Genomic DNA, 20,121 nt, shown 5'->3' with positions numbered 1-20,121 from the left:
GCGTCGAGGTCTTTCAGCCCACGCTTAAAAACGGAGATAAGTGCCGGCCAGGTACAGTGCAAACGGTTGCCAGGCATCCCCCCTGCCGGGCGACGCGGGAGCCGTCCATGCTGAAGATCTACTTTTCCGCCGAGGACATCCTCCGGACCCGGGTGGCTCCGGCGGCGGACCCGGTGTGGGAGCTGGTTCTCAGCCTGCACCTGCTGCCCGGCCGTGGCCGGGACCCGCTGCTGGCGGGCTGGCGGCGTAGCGTGACGCGTGGGCTGCGTGAGGGCAGTGACTCGGCGGGGCTGCGACTGCTCCTGACGCTCAACCCGCCCCGCGGCTACTTCCCGGACTTCCTCACCCCGTACCAGAGCATGTCGGGGTTCGAGGCCGGCATGGAGGCGGTCCGCAGCACCCCCGTGGCGCTGCTGCAACGCGACCTGGCGCTGCTCGCCGCCGGCAGCTCCCTGCCGGCCGGCGCCGCTCCGCTGGCCCGGGGCGAGCCGGAGACGCTGCGCGACCTGACCGGCGCGATGGAGCGTTACCGCGGCCTGGCCATCGATCCGTACTGGACCCGGATCCAGGCGGCGGTGGAGGCCGACCGGGCCCGGCGGGCCCGGGCCCTGCTCGACGGCGGGGTGGAAGGACTGCTGGGCAGCCTGCGGCCGGCCATGCGGTGGGAGTCGGGGGTGCTGGAGATCCGCGACTACCCGCACAGCCGGGAGCTGCACCTGGGCGGGCGCGGGCTGCTGCTGGTGCCGTCGTTCTTCTGCGCGTCGACGCCGGTCGCCCTGCTCGACCCGGCGCTGCCGCCGGTCCTGGTCTATCCGGTGGACCGGCTCGGCGGCCTGCTGCCGGCCCCCGGCGAGGGCGGCGGCGTCGGCACGCCGGACCCGGGGCGGGAGGCGCTGGCCGCGCTGCTCGGCCGTACCCGGGCCGCCGTCCTGGCAGCCAGCGACGACGGCTGCACCACCGGCGAGGTGGCCCGCCGGCTCAACATCTCGGCCGCCGCCGCGAGCCAGCACACCACCGTGCTGCGCAACGCCGGCCTCCTGGTCAGCCAGCGCGACCGCAACACCGTCCTGCACACCCTGACCCCGCTGGGGCGGTCGATGCTCAACTCCTGAGCGCGCGGGCCGTCACAGGGCCAGGGCGGCGCTGGCGGTGGTGCCGGGGGGTGGGGGCAGCAGCAGGGAGGCGACGCCCTCGGCCGCCAGGGCGGTGCGGAAACGTTGCAGGTCGGCGCCGAAGCGGACCAGATCGGCCGGGCCGGCCGGGGTGGCCGGGGAACCGAGCACCAGCGTCGTCGCCTCCGCCGGCCACCCGGGCACCCGGGCGGTCAGCCCGGCGCGAGCCTCCTCGTCGCCGACCAGGCTGAAGACCGTGCCGGGCGCGACGACCCCCGCGACCGCGCCGATCGCCCGGCGTACGGCCTCCGGGTCGGGCGGGGTCGGGTTGAGGCCGTCCGCCAGGGTGGCGGCGGCGGCCAGCCCGGCGGCCCTCGCCTCGGCGGTGCCCAGCGAGAACAGGTCCATCGAGGCGTCCCGGACCAGCGCCGACGCGCCGACTCCGTCGTCCGGCCGGGGGGCGGTGAGGTAGCCGCGTACCACCGCCACCGGCATCTGGTCGCACTTGCCCTTGATCAGTTCGCCCGCGCCGGCCAGCTCGTCCACCACCGCCATCTGGGTGAGCTGGAGCTCGTTGCCGTACGGGTCGACCTCGCCCCGGTGGTCGCGGATCGCGTCCATCCCGGCGACACCGAGCGCGACGTCGGTCAGCCCGTTGCGCCAGGGCCGGCCCATCGTGTCGCTGACGATCACCGCGACGTCCACGCCGTGGCGCTCGCGCAGGGCGGTGCGCAGCGCCCGGGCCGAGGCGTCCGGGTCCTCGGGGAGCAGGACGAGCCGGGTCTTGTCGACGTTCGAGGCGTCGATGCCGGCCGACGCCATCACGAAGCCGTGGTGGGTCTGCACGATCCGGGTGGCGCCCCGGGTGGCCACCACCCGTGCCGTCTCGGCGGCCAGCACGTCGTCCCGCGCGGCGAGCCGCTCCGGGCCGTCCGCCGGTACGTCGACCAGGCGCCCTTCCGCCTTCGAGACGATCTTGCTGGTCACCACCAGCACGTCGCCGTCGCGCAGCCAGGGCGCGGCGGTGGCGATCAGGGCCGCCAGGTCGTCGCCCTCGGACACGTGGCCGATGCCCGGCACCGGCAGGATCTCCAGCCTCACGTCAGCTCCAGCGCGGCGCGGACCATGGCCGCCGTCGCCGCCTCGTCGGTCATCCGCAGCGGCGCCGCGCGGACCGTCACCTCCGGCACCACGGCGCCGGCGTCCTCCTCGGCGACCAGCCAGCCGTCGAGCAGCCCGCCGGCCGGCCGGCCGCCGTAGAGCCGCCCCACGCCCGCCGCGCTGCACTCCACCCCCAGCACCGCCAGGCAGCGGTCGGCCATGCCGCGCACCGGTGCGCCGCCGATGATCGGCGACACGCCGACCACCGGGGCGGGACCGTCGGCGACCGCCTCGCGCAGCCCGGGCACGGCCAGGATCGGGGCGACGCTCACCACCGGGTTGCTCGGCGCGATCAGCACCACGTCGGCCCCGGCGATCGCCTCCAGCACGCCGGGCGCGGGCCGGGCGGTCTCCGCGCCGACGAAGACGAAGCGGTGGGTGGGGACGTCACCGCGGTGGCGCACCCACCACTCCTGGAAGTGGATCGCCCGCTGGCCGCCGTCGAGCTCCACCACCACGTGCGTCTCCAGCCGGTCGTCGGTCGCCGGCAGCAGGCGTACGCCGGGCTGCCAGCGTTCGGCGAGGGCCTCGGTGACCGCGTGCAGCGGGTAGCCGGCGTTGACCATCGTGGTCCGCACCAGGTGGGTGGCGACGTCCTTGTCGCCGAGCCCGAACCAGGTGGGCTCGGCGCCGTACGCGGCGAGTTCCTGCTTGACCGTCCAGCTCTCGCCGACGCGCCCCCAGCCCCGCTCGGGGTCGGCGCCGCCACCCAGCGTGTACATGACGCTGTCCAGGTCGGGGCAGACCTTGAGCCCGTGCAGGAGCAGATCGTCACCGACGTTGACCACGGCGGTCACGTCGGCGCCGACCTCGCGGGCGTACGCCCGCACGCCGACCAGGAAGCGAGCGCCTCCGATGCCGCCCGTCAGAACCACGATGCGCATGTCGCCCATCCTCGCGCACGGGCCGCCTCCGGTCCGCCGATGGGCGGGGAGACTAGGCTCACGTCGGCAACCGTCCGCATTCGCCCCGAGGGGGATCCCGTGACCAGCCCCGCCGAGCCCGCGTCCAACGACGCGACGCAGGCCAGCCAGCTGACCAAGCCGCTACGTGAACTCGCCGCGTTCGTGCTCCTCGGCGCGAACGCCGTGTTCCTCTTCGTCGGCCTGATCCGGCTGGTGACGCCGACCGAGTACAGCACATTCGGCGGCCGGGCGGGCAGCGCCTTCTTCGCCTTCGTCGGCGTGGAGGCGGTCTTCCTGCCGCTGCTGGCCGTACTGCTCGCCACGCACGTGAAGCCCCCGGTGCCGAAGGCGAAGCTGATCACCCAGGTCGCCCTGGGCGAGTACGCCGTCAGCGCCCTGTTCGGCGGGCTGACCTTCCTCTTCTGGACGGTCGACCGGCTGGCCGAGGGCGAGATCCTCGACGCCTTCCTGGGCCTGCTCAGCCGCGTGGCCTGGCTGGCGCTCTTCGCGGTCGCCGCGTACGTCGTGTTCAAGATCTGGCGCACCCTCTACCACGTGCCCAAGCCGAAGCCCCAGCCCGGCGTGTACGGCCAGCCGCAGCCCGGGTGGCCCCAGCAGCAGGGCGGCTACCCCGCCCCGGGCCAGCAGGTCCCCGGTCAGCAGGTCCCCGGTCAGCAGGTCCCCGGCCAGCAGGGCGGCTGGCAGGCGCCGGGCCCCTACGGCGCCCCGTACGGTCAGCAGCCCGCGCCGTTCGCCGGCGGCCCGCAGCAGGGTTCCCCGTTCGCCCCGGCGCCGCAGTCGGCGCCCCCGGCTCCGGCGCCGCAGTCCGCGCCCCCGGCCACCCCCGCGCCGCCGCCGTTCGGCCAGCCGCAGAGCGCCCCGCCGTTCGGCCCGCCGCCCTCGGCCGACCCCACCCAGGCGATCCCGCGCCAGCCCGTCGAGCACGCCGAGCCCACCCAGGCGATCCCGCGTCCCACCGGCGACGAGACCGACCGCACCCAGCGCATCGATCCCGGCGACAACCCGGACGCCCCTCGCTGATCGAGGTCACGTCCCATCCGAGCGCCCCGCACGGCCCACCGTGCGGGGCGCTCGCCGTCCCACCCACCCCGCCTCGTCCCACCCGTCCCGCCCCGCCGTCCCGCCCACCCCGCTCGCCGTCCCGCCCACCCCGCTCGCCGTCCCGCCCACCCCGCTCGCCGTCCCGCCCACCCCGCTCGCCGTCCCGCCCACCCCGCTCGCCGTCCCACCACCGCACCTCGTCCCACCCGTCCCGCCCCGCCGTCCCACCACCCAAGTCCCACCCCGAGCGCCCGCCTCCGCCTCGCGGCACCCCGGTGATCAGGACGGCATGGACGTATCCCGGCCCGCTTCAGGTACATGACGTCCTGATCACCGCTGGGTCGTCGGGCGGTGCCGGCGAGGGGCGGGTCAGCACTGCGAGGGGCGGGCCGGCAAGACGGGGGCGGGCTCAGCACGGTGGCGAGGGGTGGGCGCGGGGGTGCGCATGTTCACGTCGTGGGCCCAGGTGGGCAGGGGCGGAACGGGGCGGATGAGCGCCTAGGCTGGGCGGATGGTTGATCGCACCGTGCCCGGCCCGACCGACGCGAGCGTGCGGCGGGCACTGCACCGGGCCGCGACCGGGCGGGCGCTGGACGTCGACGAGGCCGCCGCGCTGCTGGCCGCCCGGGGCGGGGCGCTGGACGAACTGCTGGACGTGGCGGGCGCCGTGCGCGACGCCGGGCTGCGCGAGGCTGGGCGGCCGGGCGTGGTCACGTACTCGAAGAAGGTCTTCATTCCCCTGACCCGGCTGTGCCGGGACCGGTGCCACTACTGCACCTTCGCGACGGTGCCGCACCGGCTGCCGGCGGCCTTCCTCGACCGCGACGAGGTCCTCGCGATCGCCCGGGCGGGGGCGGCCCAGGGCTGCAAGGAGGCCCTCTTCACGCTCGGCGACCGGCCGGAGGAGCGCTGGCCGGCGGCCCGGCGGTGGCTGGACGAGCGCGGCTACGACTCCACGCTTGACTACCTGCGCGCCTGCGCGGTGGCGGTGCTGGAGGAGACCGGGCTGCTGCCGCACCTGAACCCGGGCGTGCTCTCCTGGTCGGAGTTGCAGCGGCTCAAGCCCGTCGCGCCCAGCATGGGGATGATGCTGGAGACCACGGCGACGCGGCTCTGGTCGGAGCCCGGCGGCCCGCACTTCGGCTCGCCGGACAAGGAGCCGGCGGTACGGCTCCGGGTGCTCGACGACGCGGGCCGGGTCGGGGTGCCGTTCACCACGGGCATCCTGATCGGCATCGGCGAGACCCCGGCCGAGCGGGTCGACGCGATCTTCGCGATCCGCCGGGCCCACCGCGAGTACGGCCACCTCCAGGAGGTGATCGTGCAGAACTTCCGCGCGAAGCCGGACACGGCGATGCGCGGCATGCCCGACGCCGAGCTGCACGACCTGGCCGCCACGGTGGCGGTGACCCGGGTGCTGCTCGGGCCGAAGGCCCGCATCCAGGCGCCGCCGAACCTCATCGCGGGCGAGTACGACCTGCTGCTGCGCGCCGGCATCGACGACTGGGGCGGGGTCTCCCCGCTGACCCCGGACCACGTCAACCCGGAACGCCCCTGGCCGCAGATCGACGAGCTGGCCCGACACACGGAGAAGTCGGGCTTCACGCTGCGCGAGCGGCTGACGATCTATCCCGAGTACGTGCGGGCCGGCGACCCGTGGCTCGACCCGCGCCTGCTGCCGCACGTCGGTGCGCTGGCCGACCCGGCGACGGGGCTGGGCGTCGAGGACGCCCGGCCGGTGGGCCGTCCCTGGCAGGAGCCCGACGAGACGTACGGCGGGCGGACCGACCTGCACGAGACCATCGACACCACCGGGCGGACCGGCGACCGGCGCGGCGACTTCGACCACGTCTACGGCGACTGGTCCGAGGTGGCCGGCAAGGTAACCGCCGGCGGCGGGGGCGGGACCGACGGCGACCTGCGGGCCGGGCTGCGGCTGGCGGCCGACGACCCGGCCGCGCTGCTGGAGCCGAGGCACGCCGACGCGGCGCTGGCGCTGTTCGCCGCCGACGGGCCGGCGCTGGACGAGCTGTGCCGGCTCGCCGACGACGTCCGCCGGGCGGCGGTCGGCGACGACGTGACGTACGTGGTCAACCGCAACATCAACTTCAGCAACGTCTGCTACGTCGGCTGCCGGTTCTGCGCCTTCGCCCAGCGGGAGCGCGACGCCGACGCGTACCGGCTCTCCGTGGAGCAGGTCGCCGACCGGGCCGAGGAGGCGTGGGCGGCCGGCGCCAGCGAGGTCTGCCTCCAAGGCGGGATCGACCCGAAGCTGCCGGTGACCGTCTACGCCGACCTGGTCCGGGCGATCAAGGCGCGGGTGCCGGGGATGCACGTGCACGCGTTCTCGCCGATGGAGATCGTCACCGCCGCCGCCAAGGCCGGCGTGTCGGTGCGGGAGTGGCTGACCGGGCTGCGCGAGGCCGGGCTGGACACCATCCCGGGCACCGCCGCCGAGATCCTCGACGACGACGTGCGCTGGGTGCTCACCAAGGGCAAGCTGCCGGCCGCCGCCTGGGTCGACGTGGTCGGCACGGCCCACGAGCTGGGCATCCGGTCCAGCTCCACCATGATGTACGGCCACGTGGACCACCCCGCGCAGTGGCTCGCGCACTTCCGGGTGCTAGCCGGGTTGCAGGACCGTACGGGCGGGTTCACCGAGTTCGTGGCGCTGCCGTTCGTGCACACCAACGCGCCGATCTACCTGGCCGGCATCGCCCGCCCGGGGCCGACGTGGCGGGAGAACCGCGTCGTGCACGCGATGGCCCGGCTGCTGCTGCACGGCCGGATCGACAACATCCAGTGCTCGTGGGTGAAGCTCGGCGACGAGGGCACGGCGGTGATGCTCCGGGGCGGCTGCAACGACCTGGGCGGCACGCTGATGGAGGAGACGATCTCCCGGATGGCCGGCTCCGGCAACGGCTCGGCGCGTACCGAGGAGCAGTTGATCGCGATGGCGGCGGCCGCCGGTCGACCGGCCCGCAGGCGCACGACGGCGTACGGCAGCCCCCGGCCATAGCCCGGCCGACGCCCGGCGGCCCGCACTGAGCGGTCGCGCGGTGGTCTCGCTCTGACCGGTCGCGTGTCGATCCGCACTGACCGGTCGCGTGGCGGTCCCCCCTGGTCGGCTGCGGTGGACATCGACGGCCGTGGCGACCGTCCACGCCGGACTCCGCGTCCCGCGCCGTCGTCAGGGCGGGCGCGACGGCCGTGCCCGTACCGCCTGTTGGGACCCAAGGGCTTCGATCGGGCGGGATTTCCGTCGCGGGTGGAGCGCCGCCGGAAGCGCCCGGCGCAGCAGCGTGTCGGCGGCTGACCGGAAGCGGGGAGGCTGCCTCGCGCCGGCGCGCCGCGTCCACATGGTGGGCGCGGCGCGGTCGCCGTCCCGGGCTCGGCGGGCGGTACGCGCCAAGTCGGGTTAACCTGTGCCCCACCAAGATCAACGGATCGTGGTGGGTGACTTCCGAGGGTCTCCATCGTCCTGCCCCGTCGGTCCGATGGGGAAGCGCCACGGGAGAAAACTCGGGCAACTCGCCGGAGAGGGCGTTACTCGGCCGGGGTCTGAATCGATAGGGCAGGTTGCGGGGCCGGGTGGTCGGGTGGCCGTCCGGAGTGTTGTCGGGAGGGCGACTCCATTATCAAGTCCGGCTTGACGGCGCACGCATTACACGCGTGTAATTTGAATGGGGTTGTTCGCACGGAACGCAACAAATCGGGACCGTACGGACAAGCACGCCTTCCGCGTGGGGGGTTGCAGCGGCGATGACGCCGGTGCGCGACAAGGAGGCATCTGATGGACGGCCAGCTTGAGGTGGCCGACCTGCTCGGAAACGCGCCGGAGTGGCAGGAGCGGGCGCTCTGCTCCCAAACCGATCCGGAGGCGTTCTTTCCCGAGAAGGGCGGCTCGACCCGCGAGGCGAAGCGGATCTGCTCGCGCTGCGAGGTGAAGACGGAATGCCTCGAATACGCTCTCGGCCACGACGAGCGATTCGGGATCTGGGGTGGGCTCTCGGAGCGGGAGCGGCGCAAGCTCAAGCGGCGGGCCGCCTGAGCGTTGCCGGGCCGGGGCGGTGGGGGCCGCCCGGCTCAGGCCAACTCGTCGGGGTCCACCCCGAGCAGATTGGCCACCTGTTCGATGATCACGTCGTGTACGAGATCCGCGAGGTCCTCGCGATCCATCGCACGGAACTCCAACGGCCGGCGGTAGAGCACGATCCGCGGCGGCACCTCCTGTCGGCCCGGCCGGCCCGGCAGCAGCCGGGCGAGCGGCACCTCGCCGTCCTCCAGCACGTCGGAGTCGTAGACGTTGAGGTCCGGCGGGACGTCCTCCACCGCGAACTCGACGCCGGCCAACTCCTTGGCGAACCGCCGTTCGAGGGTCTCGACGGTGTCCAGCACCAGATCGTCGAAGATCTCCGCCTTCGTACGCGCCAACGGCACCGTCGCCGGCACCAGCCGCCCGCGCAGACCGCGGCCGTGCCGGTCGCGGTGGGCGCGCCGGCCGGGGCCGGGGCGGCGGTGTTCCGGGCTCGTCATGAGGAAAGGTTAGCGCCCGCACCGACCTGGCCTGCGGCAGCGGCACTGGCGCGGCGCGGCGCGACCGACCGGGCCGAATTGTGATCACCGTGACGGGCGTGTCGCAACGCGAAGCAGTGCGCCCGACCCGGTAATGGAGATACCCTGCCGCCGTGAGGTCACCACGGCGCTGCTCCCGTAATGGCTGCCCCCGGCAAGCGGTCGCCACGCTGACCTATGTCTACAACGAGTCGACAGCGGTAGTCGGCCCGTTGGCGGCGTTCGCCGAGCCGCACACGTACGACCTCTGTGAACCGCACGCCCGGAGCCTGACGGCGCCGCGCGGCTGGGACGTCGTCCGGCACGAGGGCGAGTTCGAGCCTCCGCCGCCCACCACCGACGACCTGGTCGCCCTCGCCGAGGCCGTCCGCGAGGCCGCCCGCCCGGTGGCCCCGCGCCCGCCCGAGGACGACCAGGCCACCAACTCGACCCCCCAGACGGGCCGCCGGGGTCACCTGCGCGTCATCCCCCCGAACCACTGACCCGCCGCCTCTGCGGAGGTCGGCGCCCACCTCCGCCTCGGTGCGTCCCGGCCGCAGCCGGTGGTCGGTGCGGAAGTCACGGGCGCCGAGACGGGAGGTCCGCGCGGGTTCGGTGGCTTGCCTGCGGGCCGTACGGGCACGCCGGGCGCTGTCGAGCTGAATCGTCTGCGACATCGCGGCGCTCCACGCGGGGGCTGGGTCGCCTGCGACATCAGTTCGACAGCGCGGGTGAGGTGGTCGGACAAGGCTGCCACGCGGCCCACCGGAGGTGCGATCCCGCTCGTTCCGGTGCCTGGTCCGACGCTGCGGCGGGGCATGTCCAGGGCCTTTTCCGGGCGGTCGTCGGCCACCTCGGGCGCGCGAAACAGATCCCGCCGCGACACGCCGGCAGTGTGACGACAAGGGCACGCAGCGTGGCTAGCGTGCGCCCCAGTGTGATCGCGGGCGCGGGAGGCCGGATGGTGAACGAGGCACTGCGGGTGGCGATGGCCGAGAAGGGGGAGACGGCCGAGTCGCTGGCGGAGAAGGTGGGCGTCGACCCGAAGACGGCGGGGCGGTGGCTCGCCTCGGGCCGGATCCCGCATCCCAGGACCCGGCTCGCCGTCGCCGAGGTCCTCGGGCGCGACGCCGCCGAGCTGTGGCCCGAGCCGTTCCGCCGCCGCGACCTGCCGTGGTTCCGGCCGTGGGCCGAGCTGGAGCAGGACGCCATCACCATCCGGTCGTACCAGCCCTCGCTCGTACCGGGCCTGCTCCAGACGGAGGCGTACGCCCGCGCGGTGCTTGCGACCGGCGGCCTGCTGCCGGCGGCCGAGGTGGACGAGATCGTGGGCGGCCGGCTGGCCCGCCAGGCGATCCTCGCCCGGGACGCCCCGCCCCAGCTCGTCGCCGTGATCGACGAGGTGGTGCTGCGTCGGCGGGTGGGGGACCGGGCGGTGATGGCCGGGCAGTTGGCCCACCTGCTGGCGGTCGCCGCGCAGGAGCACGTGCAGGTCCGGGTGATCCCCGCCGAGGCACCGTGGCACACCGGCCTCGCCGGGCCGTTCGTGCTGATCCGGCTGCCCGACGGCGCCGAGACGGCCTATGTGGACAACCAACTTCGCGGTCAGGTCGTGACGGAGAGTGCCGACATTGCTAGCCTGGGCGCGAGATGGGAGAGCGTCGCGGGCGAGGCACTGCCGCGCGGCCGGTCGATCGAGCTGATCAGGGAGGTGGCGACGGCATGGACGTGACCGACGCCCGCTGGCGCACCGCGTCCCGCAGCAGCAACAACGGCGGCGACTGCGTCGAGGTGGCCGACAACCTGCCCGGTCGGGTGCTCGTGCGGGACAGCAAGGACCGCGCCGGGGGCGTGCTCACCTTCGCGCCGGACGCCTGGCGGGCGTTCGTCGGGTCGGCCGGCACGGGCGCGCCGGCTGACCGGGCAGTGCCCCAGGCGTACGCCTGCCCACGCAGCTTCGGCTCAGGCGACCTGTGGACGAGTCTGATCGACGTCACGGCGTAGGCGGTGACCAGGCGGCCCCTTGACCGGTGGGCTCGCGGTGCGGTCCGGCTGATGGAAGACGTTCAAGGCGCGTGCAGCGGACGAACCATGCCGCCGGAGCGCTGATACCGGTGTGGCATACAAATACCTGTGGGGTATCGGGACGGGGAAGACAGCACCGCCGTCGCCGCCGGAACCCGGCGGCGTTGTCGGACACGGACCCGCCGTCCGTCGTCGCCGTCGGCCCATGCCAAGATCTGTCGTTCACCGCACCTGACGTCCCGTCGGCGCGCCACTCCCGCCTGCCCGCCGACGATGACCTCAAGGAGTCGTCACATGCGAACTCCCCTCCGGCCCCTCACCCGGCGCGGGCTGCTGACCGGCGCGTTCGGCTCGGCGGCGCTGCTGGCGGGGGGCGGATCGCTGGCCGGCTGCGGCACCAGGGCCGCCACCCGGACGGAGGCCGGCTGCGTCAGCGAGGACCTGTCCGGCACCGAGAAGACGCTGACGTTCTCCAACTGGCCGCAGTACATGGACGTGGACGACGCCGACACCGCCAAGCGGCCCACCCTCGACGCGTTCGTCGCCAAGAGCGGCATCCAGGTCACCTACACCGAGGACATCAACGACAACAACGAGTTCTTCGGCAAGGTGCAGAACCAGCTCGCGGGATGCCAGCCCACCGGGCGGGACATCATGGTGCTCAGCGACTGGATGTCGGCGCGGATGATCCGGCTCGGCTGGGTCCAGAAGCTCGACACGTCGAAGCTGCCCAACGTCGAGGCCAACCTGCTGCCCTCGCTGCGCGGCCGGTCCTTCGACCCCGAGGACCAGCTCGCCATCCCGTGGCAGTCCGGCCTGGCCGGCCTCGCCTACAACGGCAGGGTGACCAGGGAGATCCGTACGGTCGACGAACTGCTCACCCGCCCCGACCTCAAGGGCAGGGTGACCGCGCTGGCCGAGATGCGCGACACCATGGGCCTGCTGCTCCAGTCGAACGGCCACGACCCGGCGAACTTCACCGGCGCCCAGTTCGACGACGCGCTCGCCAAACTGAAGAAGGCCGTCGCCGCCGGGCAGATCCGCCGGTTCACCGGCAACGACTACGCGCCGGAACTCGCCAGAGGCGACGTCGCCGCCTGCATCGGCTGGTCGGGCGACGCCGTCCAGCTCGGCTTCGACGACGACAAGATCCGATTCGTGGTACCCGACTCCGGTGCGATGATCTGGTCGGACAACGTGGTGGTGCCGAACAGGGCCAGCCACAGGGGCAACGCCGAGCGGCTCGTCGACCACTACTACGACCCGGCGATCGCCGCCCGGCTCGCCGCGTTCGTCAACTACATCTGCCCCGTGCGGGGCGCCCAGGCCGAGATGGAGAAGATCGACCCGGCGCTGGCCGCCAACCCGCTGATCTTCCCCGACGACGCCATGCTCGCCAGGTCCAAGGTCTTCATGGCGCTGGACGAGAAGCAGGAACGCGAGTACGAGGGCAAGTTCCAGCAGGTCATCGGGGCGTGAGCGGGATGGGTGGGACGACTGCGGCGCGCGGGGGTCCGGCCGGCGACCTGCGGCTGGCCGACCTCACCAAGCGGTTCGGTGCCGTCACGGCGGTGGACGACCTCAGCCTGACCGTCGCGCAGGGCGCGTACTTCGCCCTGCTCGGCCCGTCCGGCTGCGGCAAGACCACCACGCTGCGGATGATTGCCGGCCTGGAGGAGCCCACCGGCGGGCAGGTGCTGCTGGGCGAACGGGACGTCACCCGGCTGCGCCCGCACAAGCGGCCCGTCAACACCGTCTTCCAGAGCTACGCGCTCTTCCCACACCTGGACGTCTTCGAGAACGTCGCGTTCGGCCTGCGCCGGCGGGGCATCCGCTCCGTCGACGACGAGGTCATGGGCATGCTCGCGCTGGTGCAGCTCGACGACCACGGCCACCGCCGCCCCGCCCAGCTCTCCGGCGGGCAACAGCAGCGCGTCGCGCTGGCCCGCGCCCTGGTGAACCGCCCGCAGGTGCTGCTGCTCGACGAGCCGCTCGGCGCGCTGGACCTGACGCTGCGCCGGCGGATGCAGCTCGAACTCAAGCGGATCCAGACCGAGGTCGGCATCACGTTCGTGCACGTCACCCACGACCAGGAGGAGGCCATGACGCTGGCCGACACCGTCGCGGTGATGAACGCCGGGCGGATCGAGCAGCTCGGCGCCCCCGCCGACCTCTACGAGTACCCGGCGACGGCGTTCGTGGCGAACTTTCTCGGCCGGTCCAACCTGCTCGCCGGCGAGGCGGCCGGCGCGGGCGGCGGCGAGGTGTCGGTGTCGGCGCACGGCCGTCGCTTCTCGGTGCCCGCCGGCCGGGCCCGGGTCGAGCGGGGGCCGGTCCACCTGGGCGTACGCCCGGAGAAGCTGCACCTGGTCGACTCCGCCGACCAGGTCCCCGTCGGGTGCCAGCACGTCACCGGCATCGTCACCGACGCCTCCTACGTGGGGGTGAGCACCCAGTACCTGCTGCGTACCGGCTGGGGCGGCGAGCTGTCGGCCTTCGTGGCCAACACGGGCACCGCCCGGCCGGTGCCGGTGGGCGCTGAGGCGGTCGCGTACTGGGACCCGCGGCACGCCTTCCTGCTCCCCCGGGAGGCCGGCGAGCAGGATCGGGGCGCGCCCGTGCGGGACGAGCCGGTCGGCGCGTCCCCGTGAGCGCCCCGGCGCGGCTGCCCACCGTAGCCGGCGAGCCGGCGCCGCCCCGCCGGCCCGGACGGCGGGGGCTCCTGCCGTACCTGCTGCTGTTGCCCGCGGCGGCGTGGCTGGTGCTCTTCTTCGCGGTGCCGCTGGTGCAGCTCGCCGCCGCCAGCCTCTACGACCCCGCCGGCTCGCTCGCCACCGGGTACGCGATGGGCTGGGCGTTCGCCAACTACCCCGACGCGCTGGCCGCGTACTGGCCGCAGTTCGGGCGCTCCTTCGGCTACGCGGGCGCCGCCCTGGTGCTGGCGCTGCTGGTCGGCTACCCGCTCGCGTACGCCATCGCGCAGAAGGCCGGCCGGTGGAAGAACCTGCTGCTGGTCTGCGTGGTCGCGCCGATGTTCACCAGCTTCCTGGTGCGCACGCTGGCGTGGAAGACCATCCTGTCGGACAACGGCTGGCTCGTCGGGCTGCTGCGCGACGTACACCTGCTCGGCGCCGACGGCCGGCTGCTGGCCACCCCCGTCGCGGTGGTGCTCGGCCTGACGTACAACTTCCTGCCCTTCCTGGTGCTGCCGCTGTACGCGAGCCTGGAGCGGCTCGACCCCCGGCTGCTGGAGGCGGCCGGCGACCTCTACGCCGGCCCGTGGCGGACCTTCCGGCGGGTCACGCTGCCGCTGTCGACGCCCGGCCTGGTCGCCGGCACGCTGCTGTTCTTCATCCCGGCCAGCGGCGACTACATCAACGCCGAACTGCTCGGCACCCCCAACGAATACATGATCGGCAACGTCATCGACTCGGCGTTCCTGGTCCGGCTGGACTACCCGCAGGGCGCGGCGCTGTCGTTCCTGCTGATGGCGGCGATCCTCGCGGTGGTCTTCGGCTACCTGCGCCGGACCGGCACGCAGGAGGTGCTCTGACCGGTGGGACACCGTTTCGGACGCTGGCTGGCCGACCGGTGGGTCATGGGCGTGGCCCTGCTGGTGCTCGGCTATCTGCTCCTGCCGATCGCCGTGGTCGCCGCCCTCTCCTTCAACCGCCCCTCCAGCCGCCTGTCGTACGACTTCGCCGAGTTCACCCTCGACAACTGGCGCAACCCGTGTGCCACCTCCGACATGTGCGACGCGGTGGTGCGCAGCGTCCAGATCGGCTTCGTCGCCACCGTGCTCGCCACGGTGCTGGGCACCCTGATGGCGTTCGCGCTGGCGCGGCACCGGTTCCGCGGCCGCGACGGGATCAACGTGCTGATCTTCCTGCCGATGGCCACCCCCGAACTGGTGATGGGCACCTCGCTGCTGGCCCTCTTCGTCTCCGCCGGGGTGCCGCAGGGCTTCTGGACCGTCGTCGTCGCGCACGTGATGTTCTGCCTGTCGTTCGTGGTGGTCACCGTCAAGGCACGGCTGGCCGGGATGGACTCCCGGCTGGAGGAGGCCGCGATGGACCTCTACGCGAGCGAGTGGCAGACCTTCCGGCGGATCACCCTGCCGCTGGCGCTGCCCGGCATCGTGGCCGCCGCGCTGCTGGCGTTCTCGCTCTCCTTCGACGACTTCATCGTGACGAACTTCAACGCCGGCACCACCGTCACGTTCCCCATGTACGTCTGGGGTGCCGCCCAGCGGGGCATCCCGCCGCAGGTCAACGTCATCGGCACCGCCATGTTCGCGGTCGCGCTGCTGCTGGTGCTGGCCGGCACCCTACGGGGGCGGCGGGCGAGAAGGGCCCCTCGCCGCGCGTGAGCGGTGGCGAGGGGCCCTTCGGCGCGGCCGTGCTGCGGGCCGTACCTGGAGCTGACGAACCCTAGAGGGTCAGGGTCCAGCCGTCGATGTAGCCGGTGTCGCCGGTGGCGGCGTCCTGGACGCGCAGCTTCCAGGTGCCGTTGCGGGTCTCCGAGGAGAGGTTGACGGTGTAGGTCTGGTTGATGTTGTCGGCGGAGCCGCCCGAACGGTTGTGCAGCGTGTAGGCGCTGCCGTCGGGGGCGACGAGGCTGACGACGAGGTCACCGACGTAGGTGTGCACGATCTGCACGGCGACCTTGCTGGTCGACGAGGCGGTGCCGGTGCAGCCGGTGATCGCGATGCTGCTGGTGACGGTCGCGTTGTCGCCGACGGTCACGTTGTTGGCGTTGCTGCCGGTGCAGTCCGTCGAGCCGGAGCCGCCCAGGTTGAGCGTCCAGCTGTTCAGGTAGCCGGTGTCGCCGCTGGCGGCGTCCTGGACGCGCAGCTTCCAGGTGCCGTTGGCGACCTCGGAGGAGAGGTTGACGGTGTAGGTCTGGTTGATGTTGTCGGCGGAGCCGCCGGTGCGGTTGTGCAGCGTGTAGGCGCTGCCGTCGGGGGCGACGAGGCTGACGACGAGGTCACCGACGTACGTGTGCACCAGGTCGACGGCGACGGTGCTGGCGGCGCCGGCGTTGCCGGTGCAGCCCGCGATGGTGATGGTGCTCTCCACCGTGGCGTTGTCGCGGACGGTCACGTCGGTGCCGTTGGTCTGGGTGCAGCCGGTCGGCGGGGGCGGCGGCGGGGGCGTGGTGCCGCCGTCGCCGACGTACAGCAGCTTGTTGGGCGAGCCGGTGCCGGGGCTGGTCACCGCGTTGCTGGTGGCGTCGGCGACGAGCTTGTCGCGCACCTGCTGCGGGGTGAACGTCGGGTTGGCGGCGACCACGAGCGCGGCGGCGCCGACCACGTGCGGGGTGGCCATCGAGGTGCCGCTGATGGTGTTCGTGGCCGTGTTGCCGGTGTGCCAGGCCGAGGTGATCGAGCTGCCGGGGGCGAAGATGTCCAGGCAGGTGCCGATGTTGGAGAACGACGAGCGGGCGTCGGTGTTGGTGGTCGAGCCGACGGTGATCCCGGCCGGGGTGCTGGCCGGGGAGCTGTTGCAGGCGTTCGCACCGCTGTCGTTCCCGGCCGCGAGGCCGTAGCTGACGCCGTCGGCGATGGAGCGGGCCACCGCGTCGTTGACGGCCTGGTTGAAGCCGCCGCCGAGGCTCATGTTGGCCACCGCGAGCTGACCGGCGGCGTGGTCGCCGGTCACCCAGTCGACGCCCTGGATGACGCCGGCGTTGGTGCCGCTGCCCGCGCAGTCGAGCACCCGTACGCCGACCAGCGTGACGCCCTTCGCCACGCCGTAGGCGGTGCCGCCGACCGTGCCGGCCACGTGCGTGCCGTGCCCGTTGCAGTCGTCGGCGGTGCCGCCGTCGATGGCGTCGAAGCCGGAGACGGCACGACCACCGAAGTCGCTGTGGCTGAACCGGATGCCGGTGTCGATGATGTACGCCTTCACGCCCGAGCCGGTGTTCGGGTAGGTGAAGGAGTTGTTCAGCGGCAGCGCGCGCTGGTCGAGCCGGTCCAGGCCCCAGGACGGGGTGGGGCTCTGCGTACCGCTGATCCGCATGGTGTGGTTCTGCTGCACGTAGCGCACCGAGGGGTCGGCGGCGAGCCGCTTGGCCTCCGCCTCGGACATCCGCGCCTCGAATCCGCGCAGCGCGTTCTGGTACGTCCGGTTGACCGCGCCGCGGTGCCGGCCGGCGAGGTCACGCGCCTTCTTCGTGACGTCGGCCCGGCCCACGGAGGTGTCCTTGAACACCACGATGTACGACTCGTCGACGGCGGTGGCACCGCCGGCCATGAGGATCTGTCCCTCGGCGGGGGCGGCCATCGCCGGGGCGCCGAACGCCACGGCGGTGGCGACGGCGGCGGTCAGCACACCGGCGCGCCAGCGGCGCACGGCTGTGTAGGGCAGTGTCATCCCTCGGGTGTTCCTCTCGCTACACGACGACGGATCCCGCCATCGATCGCAATTGATCAAAGTGAGCACGAGCGTAGGGCCTCCACGGCAAAAAGTGGAGACGTGAGGGGGACTTGTGTTTGGGAGGCAAGCTGCGGTAATGCATCGACGCCTCGCGAGGTCCCGGCCGCCGCCCGCTCGTGCGGATCAGCTCCCTGCGGGAGGGTCTACGCTGCTGCGTGTGGACTCCGTCGCGTTCCATGTCGCCTCCCGCCCCGCCCACGGCGAGGGTGAGCTGACCGTCCACCACCCGTACGACGGGCGCGTCGTCGGTCGTACCACCCTCGCGACCGCCGACCAGGTCGAAGCGGCCGTCGCGGCAGCCGCCGGGGTGGCCGCGGAGGCCGCGGCCCTGCCCGCGCACGCCCGCGCGGCGGCCCTGGACCACGTCTCCCGGCGCCTCGCCGAACGGGCCGAGGAGTTCGCGCGGCTCGTCACCGCCGAGAACGGCAAGCCGCTGAAGTGGGCCCGCGCCGAGGTCGGCCGCGCCGTCTCCACCTTCCGCTGGGCCGCCGAGGAGGCCCGGCGATTCTCCGGCGAGCTGCAACGCCTCGACACCGACCCCGCCGCCACCGGGCGGATGGCCCTGGTCCGGCGGGTGCCGAAGGGGCCGGTGCTCGGCATCACGCCGTTCAACTTCCCGCTGAACCTCGTCGCGCACAAGGTCGCCCCGGCCATCGCCGTCGGCGCCCCGATCGTCGTCAAGCCCGCCCCCGCCACCCCGCTGTCGGCGCTGCTGCTGGGCGAGCTGCTCGCCGGGACCGACCTGCCGGCGGGGATGTTCTCGGTCCTGCCGCTGCCCAACGAGCGCGCTGCCGAGCTGGTCGTCGACCCCCGGCTGCCGGTGGTCTCGTTCACCGGCTCCGGGCCGGTCGGCGCGGCGATCCGCCGCCGCGTGCCCGAGAAGCACGTCACCCTGGAGCTGGGCGGCAACGCCGCCGCCGTGATCTGCGAGGACTGGAACACCGACGAGGACCTGACGTTCGCCGCGCACCGCATCGCGACGTTCTCCAACTACCAGGCCGGCCAGTCGTGCATCGCCGTGCAGCGCGTCTACGTGCACGAATGGCTCTACGACGCGTTCCTGCCCCGGCTCGTCGCGGCGGTGCGGGAACTGCGCGTCGGCGACCCGTCCGACCCGCTCACCGACGTCGGGCCGCTGATCTCCGCCGACGCCGCCGCGCGGGTCGAGGCGTGGGTGGACGAGGCGGTCACCGCCGGCGCCGCCATCGAGACGGGCGGCCGGCGCGAGGGCACGACCTACCCGCCGACCGTGCTCTCCGGCGTACCGGCGGACGCCAGGGTCCGCACGGAGGAAATCTTCGGGCCGGTGCTGGTGGTCGCCCGTGTCGCGCACGACCAGGCCGCGTTCGCCGCCGTCAACGACTCGGCGTACGGGTTGCAGGCGGGCGTCTTCACCCACCGCCTCGACACGGCCTTCGCCGCGCACCGCACGCTGGAGGTGGGCGGGGTGATCGTCGGCGACGTGCCGTCGTACCGGGCCGACCAGATGCCGTACGGCGGGGTGAAGGGCAGCGGCGTCGGGCGCGAGGGCCTGCGCAGCGCCATGGACGACTACACGGAGCCCCGGGTGATGGTGCTGACCGGCCTGTCGCTGTAGCCGTTCGCCCGGCGCCGCCCGCTCACCAGGTGCCGTCGTCGCGTACGCGGGCTGGCGCCCGGCCGAGCAGCAGGGTGGTCAGCGCGGCGTCGATGTCATCGCCGAGGAACCACTCGCCGGCCTGGTCCAACGCGAAGATCCGGCCGCGCTCGTCGACGGCGAAGATGCTCTCCTGCCGCTCGGTGCCGATGGGGAAGAGCCGTACGCCGAGCACGGCGGCGAAGTCCGCGAGCGTGTCGGCGGTGTGGGCGACCTGTCGCGGACGGATGTCGAAGCGCGAGATCCAGACCTGCTCGCCCGGCCCGCGCCGGGCGCCCACCAGGCTCGGGAAGGCGGTGAGAGTCGCCAGGACGGCGGGAAAGTCGGCATGCGCGGAGGTCTCACCCCTGATGGCACCGACGTCCCTGATGGCGGACAGGGCGACGATCTCGTCGCCGAAGTGCGGGCGCCAGCCGGCCGCGACGAGCGCCTGGGCGACCTCCGGGTGGAAGCGGCCCGGGGCGGGGTCCGGCTGTGGGTCGGGCTGCCACGGCATCGTGAACGCCCGGTCGGACCAGGGCAGCACGTTGAAGTCCACGAGCATGTCGACGCACGAGTCGCAAGGGCGGTCGGCGAGGCCGCCGTTCGGATCGCCCGGCTCGCGTACGCGATAGACCTCGAACCGGGCGGTCTGGAGGATGTCCTTCGCGTCGGCCATGACGAGGGGGGCGATGCCTTCGGCGGCGCGGTGGTGGTCGTAGTGGTGCAGGACGTCGGAGACGACGATGAGTTCGGCGTGCCGTTCGCCGCCGCGTACGAGGCGCCCGGGGGGAAGTCCGTCCAGATAGGAGCGTACGAGTGGGTGGTGGTTGAGCGTGACGTCGCCCTTGGCGCCCTGTGCGCGGAATAGTCGTCCTTCGACGGTCAGGTGCGCCGCCGTGGTGGGCGCCGGCCGGCGGCGGATCTCGCGGAGCAGTTGGCTCGCCGGGTCGATGGTGCGGGGTGCGGCGGGTTCTTGTGGGCGGCTGCGGCGGTACATCTGCGCGACGGTGTCGGCGGGCACGCGGGGCCAGGTGGTCACCTCGCCGGTGAGTTTGTCGACCACGGTGGTGGGCAGGTCGCCGGGTGCGGTTCTGGCCTCGATGGGCACGGTGGAGGTGATGATGTAGCCGAGGTCGAATTCGTCGACGTGGTGGTGGCATTCGTGTCCCAGGCGTTGTGACTCGCGGTGGGCCCAGACGGCGGCGAGTTGCTCGGCCTGTTGGCGATCGATCACGGCTCGAAAGTAC

The 20,121-nt window shown here is 73.3% G+C and carries 16 protein-coding genes and 1 pseudogene; 12 read left to right on the top strand and 5 right to left on the bottom strand.

Translation table 11 applies throughout. The features are described 5' to 3' along the window. Positions 1-107: 107 nt before the first annotated feature. Positions 108-1,112: an ArsR/SmtB family transcription factor gene (locus tag GA0070610_RS22725; protein ID WP_089001922.1), complete on the top strand. Its 1,005-nt coding sequence runs from the start codon at positions 108-110 to the stop codon at positions 1,110-1,112. A 12-nt stretch (positions 1,113-1,124) separates the two neighbouring features. Here GA0070610_RS22725 and GA0070610_RS22720 read toward each other — a convergent pair whose 3' ends face one another. Both GA0070610_RS22720 and cofD read right to left on the bottom strand, forming a co-directional pair. Then, positions 1,125-2,213, bottom strand: a complete 1,089-nt coding sequence (locus GA0070610_RS22720) for a coenzyme F420-0:L-glutamate ligase (protein WP_089001921.1) — start codon at positions 2,211-2,213, stop codon at positions 1,125-1,127. Beyond that, entirely contained in the window at positions 2,210-3,157 is a 948-nt protein-coding gene (cofD, locus tag GA0070610_RS22715) for a 2-phospho-L-lactate transferase (protein WP_089001920.1), read from the bottom strand. The genes GA0070610_RS22720 and cofD overlap by 4 nt, the downstream gene beginning before the upstream one ends. 99 nt (positions 3,158-3,256) lie before the next feature. Between cofD and GA0070610_RS22710 the strand changes: the two genes are divergently transcribed. The 3 genes from GA0070610_RS22710 to GA0070610_RS22695 all read left to right on the top strand — a co-directional run bounded on the left by GA0070610_RS22710 (position 3,257) and on the right by GA0070610_RS22695 (position 8,291). Then, positions 3,257-4,219, top strand: a complete 963-nt coding sequence (locus GA0070610_RS22710; RefSeq protein ID WP_089001919.1) for a hypothetical protein — start codon at positions 3,257-3,259, stop codon at positions 4,217-4,219. Positions 4,220-4,751: 532 nt separating this feature from the next. Continuing rightward, a complete protein-coding gene (locus GA0070610_RS22700; RefSeq protein WP_089001917.1) occupies positions 4,752-7,259 on the top strand; it encodes a bifunctional FO biosynthesis protein CofGH in 2,508 nt (835 codons plus the stop codon). A gap of 774 nt (positions 7,260-8,033) precedes the next feature. Further along, the gene (locus GA0070610_RS22695) at positions 8,034-8,291 is read left to right on the top strand and encodes a WhiB family transcriptional regulator (RefSeq protein ID WP_007455784.1); all 258 of its coding nucleotides are present in this window, start codon (positions 8,034-8,036) and stop codon (positions 8,289-8,291) included. A 35-nt stretch (positions 8,292-8,326) separates the two neighbouring features. Here GA0070610_RS22695 and GA0070610_RS22690 read toward each other — a convergent pair whose 3' ends face one another. Next, positions 8,327-8,776: a metallopeptidase family protein gene (locus GA0070610_RS22690; RefSeq protein ID WP_089001916.1), complete on the bottom strand. Its 450-nt coding sequence runs from the start codon at positions 8,774-8,776 to the stop codon at positions 8,327-8,329. Between the two features lie 152 nt (positions 8,777-8,928). On the opposite strand from GA0070610_RS22690, the gene GA0070610_RS22685 reads away from it, so the two are divergent. The 7 genes and pseudogenes from GA0070610_RS22685 (at position 8,929) to GA0070610_RS22655 (ending at position 15,188) form a co-directional block, all read left to right on the top strand. Continuing rightward, positions 8,929-9,297, top strand: coding sequence for a DUF3499 domain-containing protein (locus GA0070610_RS22685; RefSeq protein ID WP_089001915.1), 369 nt, complete (start codon positions 8,929-8,931; stop codon positions 9,295-9,297). Positions 9,298-9,758: 461 nt separating this feature from the next. Further along, the gene (locus GA0070610_RS22680) at positions 9,759-10,526 is read left to right on the top strand and encodes a helix-turn-helix domain-containing protein (protein ID WP_089003675.1); all 768 of its coding nucleotides are present in this window, start codon (positions 9,759-9,761) and stop codon (positions 10,524-10,526) included. Further along, positions 10,517-10,684, top strand: a pseudogene (locus tag GA0070610_RS31535) (DUF397 domain-containing protein); the annotation flags it as partial. The gene GA0070610_RS22680 and the pseudogene GA0070610_RS31535, both read left to right, overlap by 10 nt. A gap of 429 nt (positions 10,685-11,113) precedes the next feature. Then, positions 11,114-12,298, top strand: coding sequence for a polyamine ABC transporter substrate-binding protein (locus tag GA0070610_RS22670; protein WP_089001913.1), 1,185 nt, complete (start codon positions 11,114-11,116; stop codon positions 12,296-12,298). Between the two features lie 5 nt (positions 12,299-12,303). Continuing rightward, a complete protein-coding gene (locus tag GA0070610_RS22665) occupies positions 12,304-13,470 on the top strand; it encodes an ABC transporter ATP-binding protein (RefSeq protein ID WP_089001912.1) in 1,167 nt (388 codons plus the stop codon). Continuing rightward, positions 13,467-14,372 (top strand): ABC transporter permease, encoded by a 906-nt coding sequence (locus GA0070610_RS22660; RefSeq protein WP_089001911.1) that lies wholly within the window; start codon positions 13,467-13,469, stop codon positions 14,370-14,372. The genes GA0070610_RS22665 and GA0070610_RS22660 overlap by 4 nt, the downstream gene beginning before the upstream one ends. 3 nt (positions 14,373-14,375) lie before the next feature. Beyond that, entirely contained in the window at positions 14,376-15,188 is an 813-nt protein-coding gene (locus GA0070610_RS22655; RefSeq protein WP_231925780.1) for an ABC transporter permease, read from the top strand. A gap of 61 nt (positions 15,189-15,249) precedes the next feature. Here the strand turns inward: GA0070610_RS22655 and GA0070610_RS22650 are convergent, their stop codons facing one another. Next, positions 15,250-17,193: a proprotein convertase P-domain-containing protein gene (locus tag GA0070610_RS22650; RefSeq protein ID WP_172896578.1), complete on the bottom strand. Its 1,944-nt coding sequence runs from the start codon at positions 17,191-17,193 to the stop codon at positions 15,250-15,252. 220 nt (positions 17,194-17,413) lie between these two features. Between GA0070610_RS22650 and GA0070610_RS22645 the strand changes: the two genes are divergently transcribed. Beyond that, the gene (locus GA0070610_RS22645) at positions 17,414-18,853 is read left to right on the top strand and encodes an aldehyde dehydrogenase family protein (protein WP_089001910.1); all 1,440 of its coding nucleotides are present in this window, start codon (positions 17,414-17,416) and stop codon (positions 18,851-18,853) included. A 22-nt stretch (positions 18,854-18,875) separates the two neighbouring features. Here the strand turns inward: GA0070610_RS22645 and GA0070610_RS22640 are convergent, their stop codons facing one another. Beyond that, complete coding sequence (locus GA0070610_RS22640; RefSeq protein ID WP_089001909.1) at positions 18,876-20,108, bottom strand: SUKH-3 domain-containing protein; 1,233 nt, start codon at positions 20,106-20,108, stop codon at positions 18,876-18,878. Between the last annotated feature and the right edge of the window lie 13 nt (positions 20,109-20,121).

This window comes from Micromonospora echinofusca, from assembly GCF_900091445.1.
In the GTDB taxonomy this organism is placed as follows: Bacteria; Actinomycetota; Actinomycetes; order Mycobacteriales; family Micromonosporaceae; genus Micromonospora; species Micromonospora echinofusca.
Note: the sequence above shows the minus strand (reverse complement) of the source record. Positions and strands in the feature narration are given on the sequence as shown.